The sequence below is a fragment of the Mycobacterium sp. JS623 genome, assembly GCF_000328565.1.
Lineage (GTDB): Bacteria > Actinomycetota > Actinomycetes > Mycobacteriales > Mycobacteriaceae > Mycobacterium.
The window spans coordinates 5908669-5932145 of sequence record NC_019966.1; the positions used below are offsets into that span (position 1 = coordinate 5908669).

Here is a 23477-nt window from a genome sequence, read left to right on the forward strand (position 1 = left end):
CCGCCCGGCGCATGATGGCCCGATGAATGATGTCGTGCACGGGCACTGCGACAGCCGGTTCTCACCCGTCGCCGAAGCGTTGGCCGACGAGATCGCCAAGGGCGAGGAGTTGGGCGCCTCGGTCGCCGTCGACATCGACGGTGAACTCGTCGTCGACATCTGGGGCGGCCATGCCGACCGTGCGAAGACCGTCCCGTGGGGCCAAGACACCATCGTCAACTTCTTCTCCTGCACCAAAACGCTCACCGCGCTGGCGGCGTTGATCGCGATCGACCGCGGCGTCATCGATGCGTTCGCACCGGTTGCGAAGTACTGGCCGGAGTTCGCCGAGAACGGCAAGCAGGACATCGAAGTGCGCCACCTGATGTCTCACACGTCGGGTGTGTCGGGATGGCAGGTCCCATTCGCCATCGAGGACATCTACGACTGGAAGAAGGCCACCGCCCACCTCGCCCGCCAGGAACCGTGGTGGACACCGGGGACCGCGTCGGGTTATCACGCGGTCAACTACGGGCACTTGATCGGCGAGGTGATCCGGCGCGCCACCGGCAAGACCCTCAAGGAATTCGTGCGCGACGAGATCGCGACGCCGCTTGAGGCGGACGTGCAGATCGGCGTCGACGCTGCCGACGAGCATCGGGTGGCCGAGATCATCCCGCCACCGCCGTTGCCGATCGCGCTCGATGCACTACCCACCGACCACCCGGCCTACAAGACGTTCGCCGGCTTCCCGCCGGACGACAACACCGCTTTGATCGTCGAGACCACCGGATGGCGTCGTGCGGACATCGGCGGGGTCAACGGTCACGGCAATGCCCGCGCACTAGCGCGGGCATTGTCGCCAATTTCGTTGGGCGGCAAAGCTAACGGGGTGCAGATGCTGAGCCCGGAGACGATCGACCTGATATTTCAGCAGCAGTCGTATGGACCGGACCTGGTGCTGTTTGTCCCGCTGCGGTTCGGCATCGGTTTCGGATTGCCATCGCCGGAAAGCGTTCCGGCGATTCCCGAGGGCAGGATCTGCTGGTGGGGCGGCTGGGGTGGCTCGGCGATCGTGATGAATCCCGACCACCGCGCCACCTTCGCCTACGTGATGAACAAGATGGGACCGGGCACGACGGGCACAGCGCGCACCAACCGCTATGCCTCGCTCATCTACCAAGCCCTTGGCTGACCCTATGGTCCGCCGATTTCTGCACCAGGGTCTTGAATGCGCGCGAATCACAGCCCTCATGCAGAAAACGGCGAGGGTTTCGGTGACCGTCGCGGCGACCTTCTTGGCCGGGGTCGACGCCTTCTTGGAGCGGATGCGGAGGCTATGACGCGCGAGGTTGATCCAGCAGATTGAGCCGGTGAAGCACATCGCGGCCCAGATCGCGCAGATTCTGCCGCGGTGACGCCGAGACCAATGTGACGCCGTCCGCGACGTCGGCCCTGGCGATATCGGAAATCAGGCCGGCAAGCCCGTCCACTGTGCCCGCGTAATGCACGGTGTGCTCGCTTGCCCCGAGAACGCTTCGCGCCGAACGGAAATCGCCGGCCACAGCCACGGTGACGTCGAGGATCACCGCCACGTCGTCGCCACGCGCCCGGATACGCGCGCGGACCCGACGGGCCTGCTGCAGGTCGGCGGCGGCGACGCGCACCGTGCACTGTTCACCGTCGGTCAGTTCACTCCAGTCGCCGGTCGGCGCGTCCACCACGAATAGCCGCACATCGCCACGCTAAGAGCACCGCCAACGCAGTGTCGATGGTTGTGCTCAGGCCGAATCCAAGGCCTTTTCTTGGGCGTCCTTCTTCACGTCGTGCACCCGCGTCTTGTACAGGCTGGCCGCCGTGGTGATGACCAGCGTCACGACGATCACGCCGAGACTGACCAGCGTCGGGATTTCCGGCACCGGCACGTGCTCACCGCCGTTGATAAACGGCAGCTCGTTCTCGTGCAGGGCGTGCAGAAGGAGCTTCACGCCGATGAACGCCAGGATGAATGCCAGCCCCTGCGACAGGTAGACCAGCCGCTTGAGCAGGTCGCCGAGCAGGAAGTAGAGCTGGCGCAGGCCCATCAGCGCGAACACATTCGCGGTGAATACCAGGTACGACTCCTCGGTCAGGCCGTAGATCGCGGGGATGGAGTCCAGCGCGAACAGCAGGTCCGTGGTGCCGAGCGCGATGATGACCAGGAACATCGGCGTCATCAGACGCTTGCCGTTTTCCTTGACCCACAGCGCGAGGCCCTCCCACCTGTCGGTGAGTTTGAGGTGGCTGCGCGCAAACCGGACCACGAAGTTCTCCGCGTCGTCGTCGTGCTCGGTGTCTCTGGCCAGGTTGATCGCGGTGTACACCAGAAAAGCGCCGAAAATGTAGAACACCCAGGAGAACTGGTTGATGGCCACCGCGCCGAGCGCGATGAAGATGCCACGGAAGACCAGCGCCAGGATGATGCCGACCAACAGCGCCTGCTGCTGATACTTCTTGGGCACCTTGAAGCTGGCCATGATGATCAAGAAGATGAACAAGTTGTCCACGGACAGGCTGTACTCGGTCAGCCAGCCTGCGAAGAACTCCAGCCCGTACTGGCCGCCGTGGAAGAGCCAGACCCACACGCCGAACGCCACCGCCAGCCCGACGTAGGCCGCCAACGCGGTGCCTGTCTCACGCTTGGACGGTTCGTGGGGTCGACGTCCGATTACGATCACGTCGAACAGCAGCACAGCGATCGTCACGCTCAGCGTGATGATCCACTCGAGTTGGGTTACCTGCACGTGCGAAGCCTCCGGTCGTTGTTAAACGCCGGAGGTCTCTTCCACCGACACGTTGTGTCGGCCCGCGGTCCCGGTCGTCCGATGACGGTCGACGTGGTGACGACACCGCGGCGAAGGAATACTCCCCTCCACCGCCAATTCTGCCAGCTGGCTGCCTGCGAGCGAAATCGGGGCCGCGTGAACCTACGGTTACAGCCATGACCGACACCCAACTGCCTGGTGTTTTCGGCGACGTGCAGCCACTGCTCGAGCATTACGGATACCTGGGCGTGGCCGGAATGTTGTTCCTCGAGGACTTCGGCGTCCCCGTGCCCGGCGAAATCATGCTGATCGCCGCCGCGGTGTTCGCCGGTGCGGGCCAGATGAACATCGCCGTGGTTTTCCTGGTTGCGGTACTGGCCGCCGTGATCGGCGACAACATCGGTTTCGTCATCGGCCACTTCGGCGGCCGACCGCTGGCGGAGCGTTACGGCCGGTACGTGTTCCTGACGCCGCAGCGGCTGGACCGGGCCGAGGCCTTCTTCAACCGGCACGGCGGCAAGATCGTCACGGTCGCCCGCTTCATCGACGGCCTGCGGCAGATCAACGGACTGTTGGCGGGCATCGTTGGCATGCACTGGCTGAAATTCCTCGGCTACAACGCACTGGGCGCGGTGCTGTGGGTTGGGGCCTGGTCTGCGCTGGGGTACCTCGCAGGCGAGCACATCGTCGAGATCTACGACACGTTCGAGCGGTACAAGTGGTATGTGGTCGCGGCGGTTGTCGTGGTTATCGCAATTGTGATCACCCACCGCGTGCGGCGCGGGCGGGCCGAGCGAGCGGCTTAGTAGTTTGTACTCGTGACAACGGCTTTCCATCCTGAGGTGCCACCTCAATACCTGTTGTCCTCATTCGCGCCCGAGCCGCGCACGCTCATCGACATTCTCTACGAGACGGCCGACCGCTACCCCGATGCGCCGGCGCTCGACGACGGCGAGGTCCAGCTGACCTACGCCGAGTTGATCTCCGATATCGAGGAGAGCCTCGACTGGCTCGCCGCCCGCGGCATCGGCCGTGGCGACCGCATCGGGATTCGGATGCCGTCAGGCAATTACGCGTTGTACGTCGCGATCCTCGCGACGCTGGCGGCCGGAGCCGCATACGTGCCGGTCGACGCCGACGACCCCGATGAACGCGCCGAGCTGGTGTTCGGTGAGGCGGACGTGGTGGGGATCATCACCGAGCGGGGCCTGAGCCGTGCGCGGGGCGAGTCGCGCGGATGGCGGGCGGGCGCGCCGCTCGGCCGCGACGACGCCTGGATCATCTTCACGTCCGGCTCTACCGGCACCCCGAAGGGCGTCGCCGTCACGCATCGCAGCGCCGCCGCGTTCGTCGACGCTGAAGCGCAAATGTTCTTGCAGGACAATCCAATTGGACCCGGAGACCGAGTGCTGGCTGGCCTGTCGGTGGCATTCGACGCGTCATGCGAGGAGATGTGGCTGGCCTGGCGGCACGGGGCGTGTCTGGTGCCGGCCCCGCGCTCACTGGTGCGTAGCGGCATGGATTTGGGGCCGTGGCTGGTGTCCCGCGACATCACGGTGGTGTCGACCGTGCCGACGCTGGCGGCATTGTGGCCGGCCGAGGCGCTCGAGGCGGTCCGGTTGCTGATCTTCGGCGGGGAGGCTTGCCCGCCGGAGCTGGCAGAGCGGTTGGCCGTCGAGGGCCGCGAGGTGTGGAACACCTACGGCCCGACCGAGGCGACGGTCGTGGCATGCGCCGCACGCCTCGAGGGCTCTGCGCCGGTGGGCATCGGGTTGCCGCTACGCGGCTGGGATCTCGCGGTGGTCGACAAAGATGGAGAGCCGGTGCGCACCGGCGAGGTCGGTGAACTCGTGATCGGCGGCATCGGGCTGGCCCGCTATCTGGATCCGGCCAAGGACGCCGAGAAATACGCGATGATGCCGACGCTCGGATGGTCACGCGCCTATCGCAGCGGCGATCTGGTGCGGCTTGAGCCCGACGGCTTGTACTTCATGGGCCGCGCCGACGACCAGGTGAAGGTCGGCGGCCGTCGCATCGAACTCGGTGAGGTCGACGCCGCGCTTGTGAATCTGCCAGGAGTCAGTGGCGGCGCCGCCGCAGTGCGTAAGACCGCCAGCGGCACACCACTATTGGTGGGTTACGTCGCGAGCGCCGACCCGTCGTTCGACATCGGTAAAGCCCGCGCCGCACTTGCCGACACCCTGCCTGCGGCGCTGGTGCCGAGGCTGGTGCTAGTCGACGAGCTACCTACCCGCACCTCGGGCAAGGTCGACCGCAATGCGCTGCCGTGGCCTGTCGCGGGCGGCTGCGCCGATGAGGAGCCTGATCTCGGCGGCACGCTCGGCTGGCTGGCCGGGCTGTGGCGGGAGGTCCTCGCCGCGCCCGTCGACGGGCCCGAGGCCGATTTCCATGCGCTCGGTGGAGGATCGCTGTCCGCGGCACAGTTGGTGGCAGCGATGCGCCAGCGCTATCCGCAGGTGACCGTCGCCGACCTCTACGACCATCCGCGAATCGGGTCGCTGGCGGGCTATCTCGACGAGCTCGACCCGCCGCCTGCCGTCGAAGCGCGCGTGGTGAAGCCGACACCGCGGCTGACCCAGGCCGTGCAGGTGGCGCTGTCGCTACCGCTGGCCACACTGACCGGGCTGCAGTGGGTGATATGGCTGGCGCTACTCAATAACGTTGTCGCCCAACTTCATCCGCCGTCGTGGTTGGCGCCGGTGAACTGGTGGTTCGTCGGCGTCGGCTTCGTTCTGTTCATCACCCCCGTTGGCCGGATGTCGATCGCGGCGTTCTGCGCGCGAATCCTGTTGGGCGGCTTGCAACCTGGCACGTATCGCCGCGGTGGGCCGGTGCACCTGCGCGTGTGGGTCGCCGAGCGCCTTGCCGAGGCCAGCGGCGCCGAGAACCAGGCGGGTGCACCGTGGCTCGTCTATTACGCCCGGATGCTCGGCAACACCGTCGGCAAGGGTGTCGACCTGCACTCGCCGCCGCCGGTGACCGGCATGATGCGGCTGGGTCACCGCTGTTCGATCGAACCCGAGGTCGACCTGTCGGGGCACTGGATCGACGGCGACCAATTCCACGTCGGCCCGATCACCGTCGGCAACGACGCGTCCATCGGGGCACGAACCACGCTCCTGCCGGGCGCAGTCATCGGCAAGAACGCCGATGTCGCGCCGGGATCCGGGGTGGTCGGCAAGGTCAAGAACGGCCAGTATTGGAAAGGCTCGCCCGCGGTGAAGTCGGGCAAGGCCCGCCACCCGTGGCCCGAGCATCGACCACCACGCGCGCCGGTGTGGGTGGCCATCTATGGCGTGACGTCGATTCTGCTCGGCGGGCTGCCGCTGCTGGCGCTGGGAGTCGGTCTTGCCGTGATCGGTTGGGCTGTCCGCGATGCCGCTTCGCTGAAGGACGCTCTGACTGCCGCAGCGCTGTGGACGCCCGCGGCGACGCTGGCCGCGGTGCTTACGTACGCGGCGTTGACGGTGATCGGGGTGCGACTGCTGTCGATGTGGATGCCCGAGGGGTATCACCCCGTGCGCAGCCGCGTCGGATGGCAGCTGTGGGCGACCGAACGGCTGATGGACGCCGCCCGCGACTACCTGTTCCCGATCTATGCGAGCCTTCTGACGCCGTGGTGGCTGCGCGTGCTTGGCGCCAAAGTCGGCCGTGGCACCGAGATTTCGACGGCACTGCTGGTGCCGAAGTTCACCGTCGTCGAGGACGGTGCGTTCCTGGCCGACGACACCATGGTGGCGTCCTACGAGCTGGGTGGCGGCTGGATCCACGTCGCCAAGACGACCATCGGCAAGCGGGCCTTCCTGGGCAACTCCGGCATTACCCAGCCCGGCCGGCGGGTGCCCGACGATGGTCTGGTCGCGGTGCTGTCGGCGACGCCGCACAAAGCCAAGGCAGGCTCGTCGTGGCTGGGCAGTCCGCCGGTCCGGTTGCGCCGCAACCCCACCGCGGCCGACGTGTTGCGCACGTTCCATCCGTCGCTGCGGCTGAAGATTCTTCGCTCGTTGGTCGAGACGTGCCGGCTGATCCCGATGATCGTGACGTTCGCCATCGGGGTGGCTGTTCTGTCGGCGGTGCAGTGGCTGGCAATGGAAATCGGCTGGGGCTGGACGGCGGTGGCCAGCGGTGTCGTGCTGCTGACCGCGGGGGCGTTCGCGGGTGGAGTCGCTGTGATTGCGAAATGGGTTCTAGTTGGCCGCATTACGGCCATCGAGCATCCACTGTGGTCGTCGTTCGTGTGGCGAAACGAGGTATCGGACACTTTCGTGGAGACGGTCGCAGCGCCATGGTTCGCCCGCGCCGCCAGCGGGACTCCGGTGATGAACCTGTGGCTGCGCGCGCTTGGCGCGAAGATCGGCCGCGGTGTCTGGTGTGAGACGTACTGGCTGCCCGAGGCCGACCTGGTGACCCTCGAGAAGGGTGCAACGGTCAACCGCGGCTGCGTCGTGCAGACCCACTTGTTCCACGACCGGATCATGCGGATGGACACCGTTGTGCTGGAACAGGGTTCGACGCTGGGCACGCACTGCGTCGCACTGCCTGCCGCACGCATCGGTGCAGGCGCAACGGTAGGTCCGGCATCGCTGGTGATGCGCGGCGACGAGGTACCGCCGTCCACGCGCTGGCAAGGCAATCCGATCGCGCCGTGGAACCTGTTCCGCAAGAAGCGTGGCGATACGCCGAAGCCCCCCAAAGAAAGCGCCGCGTGACGAGAAGCAAGAAAGCAGCGAAGAAAGCGGCCCAACCACCGGTCATCGATCCGTACCTGCCCGCCAACGGCAACTTCGGCTATCGAGTCTCGCGCTACGAGCTGGACCTCGAATACAAGGTGGTGATCAACCGGCTGGCCGGATCCGCCACCATCACCGCCGTCACCCTCGCGGCGTTGCGCACCTTCACCCTCGACCTGTCGGACGCCCTTTCGGTGACCAAGGTGTCGGTCAACGGCAAGCGCCCGGCCCAGTTTCGGTCGTCGGCGGGCAAGCTGCGCATCGCGCTGGCCGACGCGCTGCCCGCGGGCGCGGCGATGACGATCGCGGTGCGCTACGGCGGTACCCCGCGGCCGATCCGCTCCTATTGGGGCGAAGTCGGTTTCGAGGAACTGTCCAACGGCGTGCTCGTCGCAGGCCAACCCAACGGCGCCGCGTCGTGGTTCCCCTGCGACGACCATCCCAGCGCCAAGGCCAGCTTCCGCATCCAAGTCAGCACGGAGAGCCCGTATTACGCGCTGGCCAACGGTGAACTGTTGTCGCGGCGCGCCAGAGCGGGCATGACGACCTGGACCTACGAGCAGGCCGAGCCGACGTCGACGTATCTGATCACGCTGCAGATAGGCATGTACGACCGGGTTCGACTGGCCAAGAACGGCGTTCAGATGCACGCCGTGCTGCCCGAGCGGTTGCGCGGCAACTTCGAGCAGGACTTCGCCGACCAGCCGCAGATGATGAAGTTGTTCGTCAAGCTGTTCGGCCCCTACCCGCTGGACACCGGCTACACAGTGGTGGTGACCGACGACGATCTCGAGATACCCCTTGAGGCACAGGGCATTTCGATCTTCGGAGCAAACCATTGCGACGGCAAGGGTAGCGCCGAACGGCTGATCGCTCACGAGCTGGCGCATCAGTGGTTCGGCAATTCTGTCACCGCCAAACGCTGGCGGCACATCTGGCTACACGAAGGCTTCGCTTGCTACGCCGAATGGCTGTGGTCTGAGCACTCCGGTGGCCGCACCGCCGACGAGTGGGCGCGCCACTATTACCACCGGCTGGTCGATTCGCCGCAGGATCTGTTCCTGGCCGATCCGGGCCCGCGCGACATGTTCGACGATCGCGTGTACAAACGCGGCGCGCTGACCCTGCACGTGTTGCGTCGGCGCATCGGCGACGAGAATTTCTTTGCGCTACTTAAGGATTGGGCGGCGCGCTATCGGCACGGAACCGTCGTCACCGACGACTTCACCGGATTGGCCGCCAACTATGCACACGAATCGTTGCGACCGCTGTGGGATGCGTGGCTGTACTCGATGCCGGTGCCCGAGCTGGACGGGCCGTCATGACCGACGCACCGACACCGACCGGGCCGATCACGCGCGCCAGCGTGACCCGGGTCGGCACAGCGACCGTGTTGTCGGCGCTGTGCGGATACGCGGTGCTGTATCTGGCCGCCCGGGATCTCGAGCCGGCGGGCTTCTCGGTGTTCGGGGTGTTCTGGGGTGCATTCGGGTTGGTCACCGGCGCTGCGTTCGGGCTGCTGCAGGAAGCCACCCGCGAGGTGCGCTCGGCGAGGTACACGGAGTTGGTGGCCGGAGCCGGAGGGCCGGCGACATCGGACAGAGATCCGCGCACGCACCCGATGCGGGTAGCAGCGATGGTGGGTGTGGTGGCCGCGGTGGTGATCGCAGCGAGCTCACCGCTGTGGTCGGCGCACGTGTTTGTCGAGTCACAGTGGTTGAGTGTCGCGCTGCTGAGCGTCGGACTGGCGGGCTTCTGCCTGCACGCCACGCTCCTGGGCATGTTGGCCGGCGTGAACCGCTGGACCGAATACGGGTCGCTGATGGTGACCGACGCGGGCATGCGGGTGGCGGTGGCCGCCGCGACGTTCGTGGTCGGATGGGGCCTGGTCGGCTACCTGTGGGCGACGGTCGCAGGTGCGATCGCGTGGCTGCTCCTGCTCATCGCGTCGCCCTCTACACGTGCGGCGGCGCGACTGCTGACGCCCGGCGGCACCATCACGTTCCTTCGCGGCGCGTCGCATTCGATCGCCGCCGCGGGGGCCAGCGCGATCCTGGTGATGGGTTTCCCGGTGCTGCTCAAGGCGACCTCGGGCGATCTGGGCGCCACCGGTGGCGTTGTGATCCTGGCTGTGACACTGACCCGGGCGCCGCTGCTGGTGCCGTTGACCGCGATGCAGGGGAATCTGATCGCCCATTTCGTCGACCAGCGCACGGAGCGGCTGCGGGCGCTGGTGCAGCCCGCGCTGGCGGTGACCGGCCTCGGTTTGCTCGGGGTGCTGCTCGCGGGGGTGTTCGGACCATGGCTGTTGCGGGAAGGGTTCGGCGCGCAGTATCTGGCCAACGGTGCACTGCTGGCCTGGCTGACCGCGGCTGCCGTGGCGATCGCCTTGTTGACGTTGACCGGCGCTGCGGCGGTGGCAGGCGCCCTGCACAGGGCCTATTCGCTGGGCTGGGTGTCCGCGACGGTGGCGTCTGCGCTGTTGCTGCTGTTGCCGGTCGGGTTGGAGACGCGCACGGTCATCGCGCTGCTGTGCGGGCCGATGGTGGGAATCGCGGTTCACCTGGCCGCGCTTGCCAGGATGTCGGTCGGGTGAGGCTGTATTTTTGAGGACATCAGCATCTCGGACACGCGCTACCACGACGTTTGGCTCATCATTCCCGCCTTCAATGAGGCGAGCGTTATCGGCGACGTCATCTCTGACGTTCGCTCCGTTTTCGACCACGTGGTGTGTGTCGACGACGGCAGCCGCGATGACACCGGCGAGGTGGCGTGGCGCGCCGGGGCACATTCGGTGCGTCACCCGGTCAACCTCGGCCAGGGCGCGGCCATCCAGACCGGCGTGGAGTACGCCCGCCGGCAGCCCGGCGCCGCGGTGTTCGCCACCTTCGACGCCGACGGTCAGCATCGCGTCAAGGACGTCATCCGGATGATCGACCGGCTGTCAAGCGACGACGTCGATCTCGTCGTCGGCACGCGGTTCGCCGACCCCGGTGTGGTGAGCCACACGCCGCTGCTGAAGCGAATTGTGCTGCGAACGGCGGCCACGTTGAGCAGGCGCAGCCGCCAGCTCGGGCTGACTGATGCGCACAACGGCCTGCGTGTGTTCAACAAGAAGGTCGCCGACGCGCTCAACCTCACCATGAGCGGCATGAGTCACGCCGACGAGTTCATCGCCCTGGCGTATGAAAACCATTGGCGGGTAACGGAAGAACCCGTCGAGATTCTCTACACCGAATACTCGATGTCTAAGGGCCAGCCGTTGCTCAACGGCGTCAACATCATCTTCGACGGTTGGTTGCGAGGGAGGATGTCGCGATGAACTGGATCCAGGCGCTGCTGATCATCTCGGTGCTGGCGCTGTTGGTCTACCTGTTGCGCTCGCGCCGCAACGCACGGTCCAAGGCGTGGGTGAAGGTCGGCTACGTGCTGTTCGTCATCGCTGGGATTTACGCGATCCTTCGGCCGGACGACACCACCGTCGTCGCGAATTGGCTTGGCGTCAAGCGCGGTACCGATCTGATGTTGTACCTGCTGATCATCGCGTTCGTGTTCACGACGCTGTCGGCCTACATGCGGTTCAAGGATCTCGAGCTGAAGTACGCGCGGCTGGCACGGGAAGTGGCGTTGCAGACCGCTCGGGTGCCCGAGGAGCACTAGGGGCGCTCGGGCGCGCCGCCAATCAAAGTGGCCAACAGTGCAATTCGCTTGGCTTCAAGGTCAGGCTGAGGCAGAACCGCCCTGACGATCGCCGCACCGTCGAAGGTGTTGGTGATGATCGCGACCAATGCGACGAAGGTGTCGTCGGGGAACTGATCCGCCCCGGGCAGCGCCCTGGCGGCGTCGTAGATGTTGGCGGCGTATTCGGTGAGCACCTCTTGCAGAGTGGCCCGCAGCTTCTCGTCGGTACGTGAAGCGACCATCAGCTCGTACATCACCGTATTGGTGGCGTTGCCGGTGAGGTCGCGCATGATCGTCAGCGCCGCCTTCAGCGCCGGCTTGTCGGCCGGTATCTCGGCGACCTGCTTGGTGAACGAGTCGAGTTGGCGTCGCATCACCTCGCGTGCGGTGGCGGCCATGAAATCGCCCATGGTCGGGAAGTGCCGGAACAGCGCGCCGTCGGACACTTGGGCGCGCTTCGCGATCACGGCGGCCGACGCGCGCGCATAGCCGACATCGATGATGGTGTCGATGCTGGCGTCCAGCAGCCGCGCGATGGTTTCCTCGCGACGTTGCTGCTGTGTCCGTGGCATGTCAGGCAAGCGCTTTCGCGGGTTCGCGGGCGTCGGCGCGAAGGAAGCGGCCGGATTTCACCGTCGTCCCGTAGCCATCGCAGAACTGGCCGTTGCGGAAGACCACGCTGCCGTTGACGCCGGTAGCGACGACCGCGGCGTCGTTGCGGTTGACCATGCGGCTCAGGTCGCCGTAAAACGGCACCTTCTCTTCGTGATAAGCGTCAACCGAGCTGTCGAGGCCGGCTGGGTCGATCACCACGAAGTCCGCCCGATCGCCCTCGCGCAGGGTCCCTGCATCCAGACCGAACCAATCGGCGACCTCGGCGGTCAGCCGGTGCACCGCTCGTTCGACGCTCAGGAACGGACGCCCGGCAGCCTCCGCGTCGCGGACACGCTTCAGCAGCCGCAGCGAAAAGTTGTAGAACGCCATGTTCCGCAGGTGCGCACCGGCGTCGGAGAAGCCCATGTGGACGGACGGATCCGCGGCGAGCTTGTCGAGATGGCGGCGCCGGTGGTTGGCGACGATGGTTGTCCAGCGGACGTTGCGCTCGCCGTTTTCGACAAGCACGTCCAAGAACGCATCGAGCGGGTGCAGCCCGCGCTCGTCGGCGATCTGGCCAAAGCTCTTTCCAATGAGCGTCGTATCCGGACATTCGACGATGGTGGCGTCATGAAAATCCCTGTGCCACAACGTCGGGCCGAGCTTGCGGCGGTCGAACGACCGGCGGAACCGGCGACGGTAGTCGGTGTCGGCGAGCAGTTGGTTGCGCGCGATCTGCTCCCGCAGATGAAGTGCGGCGGTGCCTGCACCGAATTCCTCGAACACCGGCAGGTCGATACCGTCGGAGTACAGCTCGAACGGCACCGGAAGGTGCTGGAACCGCACGAACGAGTCGAAGACCTTGTTGAGAAGCCTTGTGCCGGGCCCGAATACGTGCACTGCACCGGGAGCGGACTTGGCGTCGGCCGACACCAGCAGGCTCATCCGTACGCCGGCACGCCTGCCGAACCACCGACTGCTGGTCAAGAAGAACATCAATGCTTCGAGCGGGTTTTTGGTGTTGGGTGCGCTCTGCAGAATTCGGCGACGCTTGCGCAGGACTGAGATCAGCTTGCGGCGCTCACGCCAGGTGGCGAAGGTCGACGGCAGCGCGCGCGACCGGTAGCGGTCTCCGTCGAGTTTGTCGATGGGAGCGTCCATTCCGGACATTCCGAGAAGCCCGGCGTCGAGAGCCTGCTCGAGCAAGCCTGCCATCCGGTCCAGCTCGGCTTCCGTCGGCTTCACGCCGTCAGTGGTGGCGCGGTCGAGGCCGAGGACCGCGGTGCGCAAATCCGAATGCCCAAGCATGGAGCTGACATTGGGCCCGAGCGGCAGGTCGTCGAGAGCACGCACGTATTCCGCGGGCGTCGACCACGTCTTCTTGGCTTCGAGCGCGCCGAGCACGTACTGGCGCGGGACGGCTTCCACCCGGCTGAACAGATCTGCGGCGTCTTCAGCGTCGGAGTAGACCGCCGAGAGCGAACAGTTTCCCAACAACAGAGTGGTCACACCGTGGCGCACCGACTCCCGCAGCCCCGGGTCGAGCAGCACCTCGGCGTCGTAGTGGGTGTGCACGTCGATGAACCCGGGCAGGATCCACTTGCCCGCGGCGTCGATCACGTCCGGGCAACCCGCCTCGTCGAGGGCCTCGGGAGATACCGCGGCAACGACGCCGTCGCGAATCCCCAGCGTGCGGACCTGCGGCGCGGCTCCGGTGCCGTCGAACCACAGGCCGTTACGAACGATGACGTCATAGGTCATGACGCCAACCGTACAACAGAAAGTGAGTACTTACAATCTTTTTCTCGGGCAGCTAGTCCCGGCCCGCAGTTTCGCGGAGGTTCAGCCCTGGCGGAAGTAGTCGACCGTCCTGGCGACGCCCTCATCGATGCCGACCTCCGGGGCCCACCCGAGCACTCGCTTCGCGAGGCTGATGTCGAGGCAGGACCGCCGCAGATCACCCAGTCGAGGCGGGTGAAACTCCGGCTCGTCGGCGGCGCCTGCGGCCTGGGCGATCAGCGAATGCAGTCGGCGCGTTGAGGTTTCGGTGCCAGTGGCGATGTTGAAGCGTTGCCCGTCGCCGGCGTCTCCGGACGCCTTGACGAACGCGTCCACGACATCGTCGACGAACACATAGTCGCGAGTGTCCGTGCCGTCGCCGAAGATCCTGGTCGGTTTCCCGGCCAGCAGCGCCCTGGAGAAGATCGCCACGACCCCCGCCTCGCCGTGGGGGTCCTGGCGGGGGCCGTAGACGTTGCCGGGGGCGATGTGAGAACACTGCAGGCCGTAGAGGTTGCGGTACATGTTCAGATACACCTCACCCGCGACCTTGCTTGCGGCATACGGCGACGACGGATCTATCGGCACGTCTTCACCGGTCGGGTAGGACGGCGGCGTGCCATAGATAGAGCCGCCCGAAGAGGTGTGCACGATCTTGCGGACACCCGAACGACGGGCGGCCTCGGCCAGGCGCACGGTGCCGACCACGTTGACCGTCGAATCGAACTGCGGATCGTCAACCGAAAGCGTGACGGAGATCTGAGCGGCGAGATGGAAAACCACCTCGGGCCGCGTGTCGGAGAGCAGTCCGATGAGGTCTGCGCTGACGATGTCGGCCTTCGCGAATTCGAATGCGTCGGAGCGCTCGGCCGTGGCGATGTTCTCACTGCGGCCCGAGCTCAGATCGTCGACGCCGACGACGCTGTGTCCGTCCGCGAGGAGGCGGTCTACCAGCGTTGATCCTACGAAACCGGCTGCCCCGGTGACCAGTGTGCGCATCGGCTCACCATACCGACGACCATTATGCGCCGGCTCGGACCGTAGGCTCGGCGAAGAGATGAACTGGGTCGCCCGCGCCGCCGCCGCGCTGATCATGGTGCAGCTGGTCGTTCGGGCCGTGCTGGCCCTCCGCGGCTACTTCTATTGGGACGACCTGATCCTGACCGGCCGCGCGGGCACGCAGAGCCTGCTGTCGCCGGCCTATCTGTTCGACGATCACGACGGGCACGTCATGCCGGGCGCGTTTCTGGTGGCCGGCGGCATCACGCGAATCGCACCGCTGAATTGGATCGGACCCGCCATCAGCTTGGTGGTGATGCAGCTGTTGGCGTCGCTGGCGCTGCTGCGGGCGCTGCACGTGATTCTCGGCTGGCGGCCGGTGCTGCTGCTGCCGTTGACGTTCGCGTTGTTCACCCCGCTGTCGGTGCCTGCCTTCGCGTGGTGGGCGGCTGCGCTGAACTCGCTGCCGATGCTGGCCACACTGGCGTGGGTGTGTGGCGATGCGGTGCAGTTGGTCCGCACCGGCAATCAACGCTATGCGGTGTCGGGCCTGCTGGTGTATCTCGGCGGCCTGTTGTTCTTCGAGAAGGCCGCCGTGATCCCGTTCGTGGCCTTCACGATTGCGGCGCTCCACGCGCATGTCACATCGTCCGGCTCGGTGGCGCACGTGTGGCGGCGCGGCCTTCGGCTATGGGTGTCGGCACTGGCCGTGACGGCGGCGTGGATCGGCGTCTATCTGCTGGTTGTCGACCAGAAACGGTGGAGCTTCGACCTGGTGATGACGTGGGACCTGTTGAGCCGCTCGGTGACTCACGGCATCGTGCCGGGTTTGGTTGGCGGACCGTGGGATTGGCAGCGCTGGGCCCCCGCGTCACCGTGGGCGACGCCGCCGGTGGCGGTGATGGTGCTGGGGTGGTTCGCGCTGGCGGTCGTCGTGGCGATCTCGTTGGCGCGTAAGGAGCGGATCGGACCCGTTTGGCTGGTGGCCGTAGGCTACGCGGTCGCGTGCCAGATTCCGATCTACCTGATGCGCTCGTCGCGGTTCACCGCGCTCGAATTGGCGCAGACGCTGCGCTATCTGCCCGACCTTGTGGTGGTGTTGGCGCTGCTGCTGGCTGTCGGCCTGTGTGCGCCGAATCGTGAGCGATCGACGTGGCTGGCTGGGTCGCGGGCAAGGACAACGGTAATCGTCTGCGTCACAGGCGTTTTCGTCGCCAGCAGCTTGTACTCAACCGCGACGTTCATGACCATCTGGCGAGAGAACCCGGCGCAGCCTTATCTGCAGAACGCTAGGGCAGGGTTGGCGACAGCGCACGCGACCTCGAGTGCGCCGATGCTCGAGCAGGAGGTCGACCCGATGGTGTTGCAGCGCGTCGTCGGACCGGAGAACCTGGCCAGCCACATGTTCGCACTGCTGCCGGATCGGCCCGACTTCGCAGGCGCGACAACGGATTTACGCATGCTGGATGCCAGCGGCCATGTCGTCGACGCAAAAGTCACGTGGGTACGGTCGATCGTGCCGGGGCCCGAGCCGAATTGCGGATATCTGGTGCAGCCGGACTTCCCGGTGTCGATGCGACTGGACGGCCCGCTGCTGCCCGCTGACTGGACGGCGGAGATCAACTACCTCGCCAACAGCGACGGGTCGCTGACGATGTCGCTGTCGGAGGGTACGGAGACGAAAGTGCCGGTCCGTCCCGGGCTCAACCGTGTGTTTGTCAGGCTGCCCGGGGCGGGAGATGCGATCAAGGTGCGCGCGAACACGGCGGCGTTGTCGGTGTGTCTCGCGGCAGGGCCGGTCGGGTTCGTCGCGCCGCGGTAGTCCGTGCGTCCGGATAATGGACGCATGACAGATGTGCGTGAACAAGGTCTTCAAGTCTTCCGCGAGCTGCTGCCGGGCGCTGAGGTCAAGCTGCGCGACGGCACGTTCGGCGACGAGCTTCTCGAGATCGGCATCGACAACATCTTCGGCCGGTTGTGGGCCCGCGAGGGGCTGAGCCGGCGCGACCGCAGCCTCGTCACGCTCGGCATCCTGATCGCGCTGCGGGCCACCGACGAGCTCACGTTCCATGTGCAGATCGCCCGCAACAACGGGCTCACCGAGGACGAGATCGCCGAAGTCATCTACCACGCCAGCGGCTACGCCGGCTTTCCCGCCGCCAACACTGCCAACAAGATCGCGCGCGAAGTGTTTGACGCCAAGTCCTAACGGCACCTCGACGAGGTGGTGCCCCCGTTGAGGACTTCTTGAGTGGCGCATATGGCGGGTGACACTGCGCGAGCGACCGCAACATGCCAGCAGAACTCGGCGCGTCGTGTGCAAACACGGTCATTCGCGCGAAGGAACAGTCTGAGCCACCTAGGAGAATCGAACTCCTGACCTATTCATTACGAGTGAATCGCTCTACCGACTGAGCTAAGGTGGCGTGCCCTTGCGGGCGGCACGAGTCTACGGCAGGCCCCGCCGACGGCCCAAGTCAGTTCCGCAGGGCTTGCCCGACCGTGGCCACCATCGCGTCGACTGCGAACTTGGGCTTCACGTTCACTGCCAACGCCTCGCGGCACTCCAGCACCGCCTCGATGCAGCGCAGCAGGTTATCCGGCGATGCGTGCGCGGCCATCGCCGCGATCCGATCTGTCATATCCGGATGGTTCGCCTTGATGTCGCCCGCCTCGGTTGACACGAGCAGCGCGTCACGGAAATAGGTCGCCAGGTCGATGAGCGCCCTGTCCAACGCGTCACGTGATGCGCGCGTCTGTCGCGACTTCTGGCGTCGCTCAAGGTCTTTGAGGGCGCCCGTCGCGCCGCGCAACGTCCCGGCCGTGCCCTTGCCGCTGCCACCCGCCCCCAGCGCCGTCCGCAACTCCTCGGTTTCGGCCTCGTTGCGGTCTTCGGTCAGCGCTCGTGCCTCGGCCTCGGCCGTTGCCACCAATTCCTCGGCCGCGGCGAAGGCCCGCGACGGCGTGGCCGCATCGCGCGCGAGGCCAAGTGCGCGCCGCCGTCGTTCCCGCGCCTGCTCGTCGGTGGCCAGCCGGCGCGCCCGACCGACGTGTCCGCCGCTGACCGACGCCGCCCAGGTGGCCTCGTCCTCCGGCAGTCCGTCGGTCTCGATCAGCACCCTGGCGATCGCTTCCACCGGCGGCGTGACCAGTGCCACGTGCCGGCACCGCGACCGCAGCGTGATCGCGATGTCCTCGGGATCCACCGACGGTGCGCACAGCAGGAACACCGTCGAGGGCGGCGGCTCCTCGACGACCTTGAGCAGCGCGTTCGCCGCGCCTTCGGTGAGCCGGTCGGCGTCCTCGACGACCACGATCTGCCACCGCCCGGTGCCCGGCCGCCGCGACGCGATCTGGACGATGTTGCGCATCTCGTCGACGCCGATCGACAGCCCCTCCGGAATGATCCGCCGCACATCGGCGTGGGTGCCGGCCATCGTCGTGGTGCACGCCCGGCATTCCCCGCAGCCGGGGACGCCATCGGAGGTGCACTGCAGTGCAGCAGCGAAGCACAGCGCCGCAACCGAGCGGCCCGAGCCAGGCGGCCCGGTGATCAGCCACGCGTGTGTCATGGTCCCGGCCGTGAGCCCACTGTGAGCCGAATCACCCCGGGCGGCCTCTGCCGCGGCGACCAATTCCGCTTCCACGGCGTCTTGCCCCACCAGACGCGAAAACACACCGGCCATCGAGATAACAGTAATGCTGCGAACCGACACGTCCGTCCCACAGCACCCTTTTCCGTCCGCCCTGCCCGATACGGTTGACCTGTGAGCACGGAGGCCATTCAGATCGGGCGAATCAGCGCATTCGTCCGATGGGCTGCGCGTACGCCGTGGCCGGTGTTCACGCTGGGCATGCTGCAGAGCGACATCATCGGCGCACTTTTCGTGCTGGGCTTTTTGCGCTTCGGCCTGCCGCCCGAGGACCGCATCCAGCTGCAGGACCTGCCCGCCTTCAACCTGGCGGTCTTCCTCGGCTATCTCTTCTTGTCGTTCACTGTCGGCTCGTATCTGAGCCTGCGGCTGCTCATTCCGGTGATGCGCTGGCAACGCCGGGACACGCTGCTCGGCGACTCGGATCCGGCCACCACGGAACTCGCGCGTGCCCGCGCGCTGAAGATGCCCTTCTACCGGACGCTGATCAGCGTCGCGAATTGGTGCTTGGGGTCCGTCGTCTTCATCGTCGCCAGCTGGCCGGTCGCCAGTAAATCCGCGCCGGTGGTGGCGGTCGCTACGGGCCTGGGGGCCACCGCGACGGCGATCATCGGTTATCTCCAGTCCGAGCGAGTGCTACGGCCGGTGGCCGTGGCCGCGTTGCGGGGCGGCGTGCCCGAGAACTTCCGTGCGCCCGGTGTCATCCAGCGCCAGGTGCTGACGTGGGTGCTGTCCACCGCAGTGCCGGTGCTGGCCATCGTGCTCGCCCTGGTGGCAAGCAAATTCCAGATCCTGACCGCATCGGCGGACCGGCTCACCACGCCGATCCTGCTGCTGGCCATCGCCGCGTTGTTCATCGGGCTGTTCGGCACCGTGCTGGTCGCCATGTCGATCGCCGACCCGCTGCGCCAATTGCGTTGGGCGCTCGGCGAAGTGCAGCGCGGCAATTACAACGCGCACATGCAGATCTACGACGCCAGCGAATTGGGGCTGCTGCAGGCCGGATTCAACGACATGGTGCGCGATCTCGCCGAGCGGCAACGGCTGCGCGACCTGTTCGGCCGCTATGTCGGTGAAGACGTGGCCCGTCGCGCCCTCGAGCGCGGCACCGAGCTCGGCGGCCAAGAACGCGATGCTGCAGTGCTTTTCGTCGACCTCGTCGGCTCGACACACCTGGCGTCGACACGCCCGGCGGCCGAAGTCGTCAGCCTGCTCAACGAGTTCTTCCGCGTCGTCGTCGACACGGTCAACCGCCACGGCGGGTTCGTCAACAAGTTCCAGGGTGACGCGGCGTTGTGCATCTTCGGCGCACCGATCGAACACCCCGATGCCTGTGGGGCGGCGCTGGCCGCATCGCGTGAGCTGCATGACGAACTGATCACCGTGCTTGGCGAGACGGAGTTCGGCATCGGTGTCTCGGCCGGGCGCGCCATCGCAGGCCACATCGGCGCGCAGGCCCGATTCGAGTACACCGTGATCGGCGACCCCGTCAACGAGGCCGCCCGGCTGACCGAGCTCGCGAAGCTCGAGCCGGGGCACGTGCTCGCGTCGGCGATCGCGGTCAGCGGGGCGCTCGACGCCGAGGCGCTGTGCTGGGATGTCGGCGAGATCGTCGAACTGCGCGGCCGCACCGCGCCCACTCAGCTGGCCCGGCCGTTGAACCTGGTGTCGCCCAGCGAGGCCGCCGAAATCAACGACGTCTCAAGCGACGTGCGCTAGCTCTTCTTCGCGGCCTTCTTGGCGGGCGCCTTCTTCTTGGCCGCCGCCTTCTTCGTCCGCTTGACGGGACCGCGCGCACGGCGGTCGGCCAGCAGCTCGGCCGCGCGCTCATCGGTGATCGACAGCACGTCGTCGCCTTTGCGCAGGCTGGCGTTGGTCTCACCGTCGGTGACGTACGGCCCGAAGCGGCCGTCCTTGATAACCATCGGCTTGCCGCTGGCCGGGTCGTTGCCGAGCTCACGCAGCGGCGGGGTCGCCGCGCGTTGTCCACCACGGCGTTTGGGCTCCGCATAGATCTTCAGCGCCTCGTCGAGGGTGATGTCGAACATCTGCTCCTCGGTGGCCAACGAGCGAGAGTCGGTGCCGCGCTTCAGGTATGGGCCGTACCGGCCGTTCTGCGCGGTGATCTCCTCGTTGGTGTTGGGATCGACGCCAACCACCCGCGGCAGCGACAGCAGCCGCAGCGCGTCCTCGAGTGTCACGGTTTCCAGATCCATCGACCGCAGCAGCGAACCGGTGCGCGGTTTGGGACCCGTCGGTTTCTTGCCCTTCTTCGCCGTCGCGCCGGCGTCGCCGTCGTCACCCGACTCAGGCTCGGGCAAGACCTCGGTGACATAGGGGCCGTAGCGCCCGTCCTTGGCCACGATCTCGTGTCCGGTCTGCGGGTCAATACCCAACGAGCGACCCTCTTGCGGTGTGGCGAATAGCTTTTCGGCCAACTCAAGGGTGAGCTCGTCGGGCGTCAGCTCATCCTTGAGGTTGGCCCGTTGCGGCTTGAGCTCGCCGTCTTCGCCTGCGACCATGCGCTCGAGGTACGCGCCGTTCTTGCCGACCCGCACGTAGATGGGCCGGCCTTCTTCATCGTCAAACAGCTTGATGGAGTTGACTTCTCGCGCGTCGATGCCCTCGAGATTCACTCCGACAAGCTTTTTCAGTCCACCCGAACGCGCTATCGAGTCCTGCACCCCGTGCTCGCCACCGAAGTAGAAGTTCGACAGCCAATTGGTGCGTTGTTCGTTGCCAGAGGCGATCTCGTCGAGCTCGTCTTCCATTGCCGCGGTGAAGCCGTAGTCAACCAGCCGACCGAAATGTTGCTCCAGCAGGCCCGTCACCGCGAACGCCACCCACGACGGCACCAGCGCGCTGCCCTTCTTGTGGACATAACCACGGTCCTGAATGGTCTTGATGATCGACGAGTACGTCGAGGGCCTGCCGATGCCGAGATCTTCCAGCGCCTTGATCAGTGACGCCTCGGTGTAGCGCGCGGGCGGCGACGTGGTGTGGCCGTCGGCGGTCAGCTCCTTGGCGTCGACGCGCTGGCCCTGCTCGAGGTTGGGCAGCCGGCTCTCGGCGTCGTCGGCCTCGCCGCCGGCCTGGTCGTCGATGCTCTCGACATAGGCCTTCAGGAAACCGGCGAACGTGATGGTGCGGCCGCTCGCGTTGAACACGACCTGCTCACCCGTGGACGCGGCTCCGGAGATCCGCAACGACAGCGTCGTACCCCGGGCGTCAGCCATCTGCGAGGCGACGGTGCGCTGCCAGATCAGCTCGTAGAGGCGGAACTCGTCGGTGTCGAGCTGACTGTGCAGCTGCCCCGGCGTGGAGAACACGTCACCGGCGGGCCGGATCGCCTCATGTGCTTCCTGCGCGTTCTTCACCTTGCGGGTGTACTGACGCGGTGTCGGGTGCACGTACTCCTCGCCGTAAAGCTGGCGGGCCTGATTGCGAGCGGCGGTGATGGCCGACTCCGACAGCGTCGTGGAGTCGGTACGCATATAAGTGATGTAGCCGTTCTCGTAGAGCCGCTGCGCGATGCTCATGGTGCGCTCCGAAGAGAACCGGAGCTTGCGGCCGGCCTCCTGCTGCAGCGTCGACGTCATGAACGGCGCGTACGGCCTGCGGGTGTACGGCTTCTGCTCCACCGAGGACACCGCCAGCTGCGCCCCGCGCAGCCCGGTGGCAAGGGCGCCCGCGGTGGTTTCGGTGAGCACCAGCACCTCGTCGGGCTTGCGTAGCCCACCAAGCGAGTCGAAGTCGCGGCCGGTGGCCACCCGCCTGCCGTCGACCGAGTTCAGCTTGGCCGTGAACGTCGGCGGCTGCGCCTGCGGATCGGACACGCTGGCGTCGAGTTCGGCGGTGACGTCCCAGTAGCCGGCGCTGCGGAACGCCATCCGCTCACGCTCACGCGAAACGATGATGCGGGTCGCGACCGACTGCACGCGGCCTGCGGACAGCTTCGGTGCGACCTTCTTCCACAGCACGGGGCTGACCTCGTAGCCGTAGAGCCGGTCCAGAATGCGACGGGTCTCCTGCGCATCGACCAGGTCGTTGTCCAGGTCGCGCGGGTCTTCTGCGGCGGCCCGGATCGCCGGCTCGGTGATCTCGTGGAACACCATCCGCTTCACCGGTATGCGCGGCTTCAGCGTCTCCAGTAGATGCCAGGCGATGGCCTCGCCCTCACGGTCGCCGTCCGTCGCGAGGTAGAGCTCGTCGACCTCTTTGAGCAGGTCTTTCAGCTCGGCGACGGTGCTCTTCTTTTCTGGGCTGATGATGTAGAGCGGTTCGAAGTTGTGGTCGACGTCCACGCCGAGTCGCGCCCACGGCTCGGACTTGTACTTGGCTGGCACGTCGGCGGCGTTTCGCGGCAGGTCGCGGATGTGTCCCCGCGACGACTCGACGATGTAGTTGGAGCCCAGGTAGCTAGCAATTTTGCGTGCCTTAGTAGGCGACTCGACTATGACGAGCCGCCGCACGCTCCCGTTGCGGCCGCTGCTGTGGTCGGTGTCTGCCACCTCTGCCTACGCTCCACTTCTTCTGTTGCCAGGGGGCCAAGATATATAACGCCTCGGACGAATCGGACCCCCCTGGCAACTGACAATTTCGCACCCCGCGCCAGCCGACGCAAACTGACCCCCCTGGTGCGGCCCCTCAAATACGAGGCCACTGCTCAAACGCCTCGACGCTGCCAGGGGGTTCCCCCACGTTCTCTACCAGGCGCGATAGCCGTCGCCGGCCGCTGATCCGAAGCGCCGGGTGCGACCCTCTTGTGCCAATCAAGGTTGGGGCGATTCCGACCCGCATCATCGCCGACGCGAGTGCCGCGTGCGTGTCCGGGGCGTGTGGATCCAGGCCCAGCAAGTACCGGTCTGCTTCAGGGGTGCCCGAGGCCAGCGTCCAGGCCCGTAATTCGCGCGGTCCTGGCAGCCACTGCGAGGGCACTGTCTTGACGGCGCCAAGCGTCCAATCGCGGGCAATGGCCAGCAGCCGCGGGTCGGCCTCGGTGCGCACCAACGGCGTGTTCTCATCGGTGCGCGCGATCTCCGCGTGCAGGCCGGCGTCGTCGATCATCTCCGCGAGGCCCTCGGCGCGCCAGAGCTGGTCCACGACGACGGACAGCCGAGCTCCGCTGCCGACGAGGACCACCTGGCCCGGCGCGGCGAGAATCCCCGTCAGATCGGCGACCGCGGGCGGGACCGACTCTGCCGAGAAGAACGACAGCTGGCTCACGTGATCGACAG

The 23477-nt window shown here is 66.5% G+C and carries 18 protein-coding genes and 1 tRNA gene; 10 read left to right on the top strand and 9 right to left on the bottom strand.

The window, feature by feature from the left end:
* Window positions 1-22: 22 nt before the first annotated feature.
* Window positions 23-1174 carry a serine hydrolase domain-containing protein gene (locus MYCSM_RS28675; protein WP_015309683.1) on the top strand — a complete coding sequence of 384 codons (1152 nt, stop codon included), beginning with the start codon at window positions 23-25 and terminating at the stop codon, window positions 1172-1174.
* A 142-nt stretch (window positions 1175-1316) separates the two neighbouring features.
* Here the strand turns inward: MYCSM_RS28675 and MYCSM_RS28680 are convergent, their stop codons facing one another.
* Together MYCSM_RS28680 and MYCSM_RS28685 are read right to left on the bottom strand one after the other, a co-directional pair.
* Window positions 1317-1715: a hypothetical protein gene (locus MYCSM_RS28680; RefSeq protein WP_015309684.1), complete on the bottom strand. Its 399-nt coding sequence runs from the start codon at window positions 1713-1715 to the stop codon at window positions 1317-1319.
* Between the two features lie 45 nt (window positions 1716-1760).
* Window positions 1761-2762 (bottom strand): TerC family protein, encoded by a 1002-nt coding sequence (locus tag MYCSM_RS28685; protein ID WP_015309685.1) that lies wholly within the window; start codon window positions 2760-2762, stop codon window positions 1761-1763.
* 197 nt (window positions 2763-2959) lie between these two features.
* On the opposite strand from MYCSM_RS28685, the gene MYCSM_RS28690 reads away from it, so the two are divergent.
* From MYCSM_RS28690 to MYCSM_RS28715, 6 genes are read left to right on the top strand one after another with little or no spacing between them, the layout of a single operon-like run.
* Window positions 2960-3589: a DedA family protein gene (locus MYCSM_RS28690; RefSeq protein WP_015309686.1), complete on the top strand. Its 630-nt coding sequence runs from the start codon at window positions 2960-2962 to the stop codon at window positions 3587-3589.
* Between the two features lie 12 nt (window positions 3590-3601).
* Window positions 3602-7513 carry a Pls/PosA family non-ribosomal peptide synthetase gene (locus MYCSM_RS28695; protein WP_015309687.1) on the top strand — a complete coding sequence of 1304 codons (3912 nt, stop codon included), beginning with the start codon at window positions 3602-3604 and terminating at the stop codon, window positions 7511-7513.
* Window positions 7510-8859, top strand: coding sequence for a M1 family metallopeptidase (locus MYCSM_RS28700; RefSeq protein WP_015309688.1), 1350 nt, complete (start codon window positions 7510-7512; stop codon window positions 8857-8859). Before MYCSM_RS28695 ends, MYCSM_RS28700 begins: the two co-directional genes overlap by 4 nt.
* Window positions 8856-10130, top strand: coding sequence for a hypothetical protein (locus MYCSM_RS28705; protein ID WP_015309689.1), 1275 nt, complete (start codon window positions 8856-8858; stop codon window positions 10128-10130). The genes MYCSM_RS28700 and MYCSM_RS28705 overlap by 4 nt, the downstream gene beginning before the upstream one ends.
* 18 nt (window positions 10131-10148) lie before the next feature.
* Window positions 10149-10856 carry a glycosyltransferase family 2 protein gene (locus MYCSM_RS28710; protein WP_015309690.1) on the top strand — a complete coding sequence of 236 codons (708 nt, stop codon included), beginning with the start codon at window positions 10149-10151 and terminating at the stop codon, window positions 10854-10856.
* Window positions 10853-11194 carry a DUF2304 domain-containing protein gene (locus tag MYCSM_RS28715; RefSeq protein ID WP_015309691.1) on the top strand — a complete coding sequence of 114 codons (342 nt, stop codon included), beginning with the start codon at window positions 10853-10855 and terminating at the stop codon, window positions 11192-11194. Before MYCSM_RS28710 ends, MYCSM_RS28715 begins: the two co-directional genes overlap by 4 nt.
* Here MYCSM_RS28715 and MYCSM_RS28720 read toward each other — a convergent pair.
* From MYCSM_RS28720 to MYCSM_RS28730, 3 genes are all read right to left on the bottom strand, one after another.
* Window positions 11191-11787 (bottom strand): TetR/AcrR family transcriptional regulator, encoded by a 597-nt coding sequence (locus MYCSM_RS28720; protein WP_015309692.1) that lies wholly within the window; start codon window positions 11785-11787, stop codon window positions 11191-11193. The genes MYCSM_RS28715 and MYCSM_RS28720 overlap by 4 nt on opposite strands.
* 1 nt (window position 11788) lies before the next feature.
* A complete protein-coding gene (locus tag MYCSM_RS28725; protein WP_015309693.1) occupies window positions 11789-13570 on the bottom strand; it encodes an N-acyl-D-amino-acid deacylase family protein in 1782 nt (593 codons plus the stop codon).
* An 81-nt stretch (window positions 13571-13651) separates the two neighbouring features.
* Entirely contained in the window at window positions 13652-14587 is a 936-nt protein-coding gene (locus MYCSM_RS28730; protein WP_015309694.1) for an NAD-dependent epimerase/dehydratase family protein, read from the bottom strand.
* A 58-nt stretch (window positions 14588-14645) separates the two neighbouring features.
* On the opposite strand from MYCSM_RS28730, the gene MYCSM_RS28735 reads away from it, so the two are divergent.
* Window positions 14646-16409 carry a hypothetical protein gene (locus MYCSM_RS28735; protein WP_015309695.1) on the top strand — a complete coding sequence of 588 codons (1764 nt, stop codon included), beginning with the start codon at window positions 14646-14648 and terminating at the stop codon, window positions 16407-16409.
* A 24-nt stretch (window positions 16410-16433) separates the two neighbouring features.
* Window positions 16434-16796: a carboxymuconolactone decarboxylase family protein gene (locus MYCSM_RS28740; protein ID WP_015309696.1), complete on the top strand. Its 363-nt coding sequence runs from the start codon at window positions 16434-16436 to the stop codon at window positions 16794-16796.
* A 144-nt stretch (window positions 16797-16940) separates the two neighbouring features.
* Here MYCSM_RS28740 and MYCSM_RS28745 read toward each other — a convergent pair.
* Window positions 16941-17013: transfer RNA gene (locus MYCSM_RS28745), tRNA-Thr, on the bottom strand.
* Window positions 17014-17064: 51 nt separating this feature from the next.
* Window positions 17065-18273 (bottom strand): DNA polymerase III subunit delta', encoded by a 1209-nt coding sequence (locus tag MYCSM_RS28750; RefSeq protein WP_015309697.1) that lies wholly within the window; start codon window positions 18271-18273, stop codon window positions 17065-17067.
* Window positions 18274-18354: 81 nt separating this feature from the next.
* Between MYCSM_RS28750 and MYCSM_RS28755 the strand changes: the two genes are divergently transcribed.
* Entirely contained in the window at window positions 18355-19959 is a 1605-nt protein-coding gene (locus tag MYCSM_RS28755) for an adenylate/guanylate cyclase domain-containing protein (protein ID WP_015309698.1), read from the top strand.
* Here the strand turns inward: MYCSM_RS28755 and topA are convergent.
* Both topA and MYCSM_RS28765 read right to left on the bottom strand, forming a co-directional pair.
* Window positions 19956-22751, bottom strand: coding sequence for a type I DNA topoisomerase (topA, locus tag MYCSM_RS28760; RefSeq protein ID WP_015309699.1), 2796 nt, complete (start codon window positions 22749-22751; stop codon window positions 19956-19958). The genes MYCSM_RS28755 and topA overlap by 4 nt on opposite strands.
* 136 nt (window positions 22752-22887) lie before the next feature.
* The gene (locus tag MYCSM_RS28765; RefSeq protein ID WP_015309700.1) at window positions 22888-23466 is read right to left on the bottom strand and encodes a hypothetical protein; all 579 of its coding nucleotides are present in this window, start codon (window positions 23464-23466) and stop codon (window positions 22888-22890) included.
* Between the last annotated feature and the right edge of the window lie 11 nt (window positions 23467-23477).

Bases quoted from the DNA above. Each gene is read 5' to 3' on its own strand.
- MYCSM_RS28675 (WP_015309683.1), top strand. From the start codon at position 23: ATGAATGATGTCGTGCACGGGCACTGCGACAGCCGGTTCTCACCCGTC.
- MYCSM_RS28690 (WP_015309686.1), top strand. From the start codon at position 2,960: ATGACCGACACCCAACTGCCTGGTGTTTTCGGCGACGTGCAGCCACTG.
- MYCSM_RS28705 (WP_015309689.1), top strand. From the start codon at position 8,856: ATGACCGACGCACCGACACCGACCGGGCCGATCACGCGCGCCAGCGTG.
- MYCSM_RS28715 (WP_015309691.1), top strand. From the start codon at position 10,853: ATGAACTGGATCCAGGCGCTGCTGATCATCTCGGTGCTGGCGCTGTTG.
- MYCSM_RS28720 (WP_015309692.1), bottom strand. From the start codon at position 11,787: ATGCCACGGACACAGCAGCAACGTCGCGAGGAAACCATCGCGCGGCTG.
- MYCSM_RS28725 (WP_015309693.1), bottom strand. From the start codon at position 13,570: ATGACCTATGACGTCATCGTTCGTAACGGCCTGTGGTTCGACGGCACC.
- MYCSM_RS28730 (WP_015309694.1), bottom strand. From the start codon at position 14,587: ATGCGCACACTGGTCACCGGGGCAGCCGGTTTCGTAGGATCAACGCTG.
- MYCSM_RS28735 (WP_015309695.1), top strand. From the start codon at position 14,646: ATGAACTGGGTCGCCCGCGCCGCCGCCGCGCTGATCATGGTGCAGCTG.
- MYCSM_RS28740 (WP_015309696.1), top strand. From the start codon at position 16,434: ATGACAGATGTGCGTGAACAAGGTCTTCAAGTCTTCCGCGAGCTGCTG.
- MYCSM_RS28750 (WP_015309697.1), bottom strand. From the start codon at position 18,273: ATGGCCGGTGTGTTTTCGCGTCTGGTGGGGCAAGACGCCGTGGAAGCG.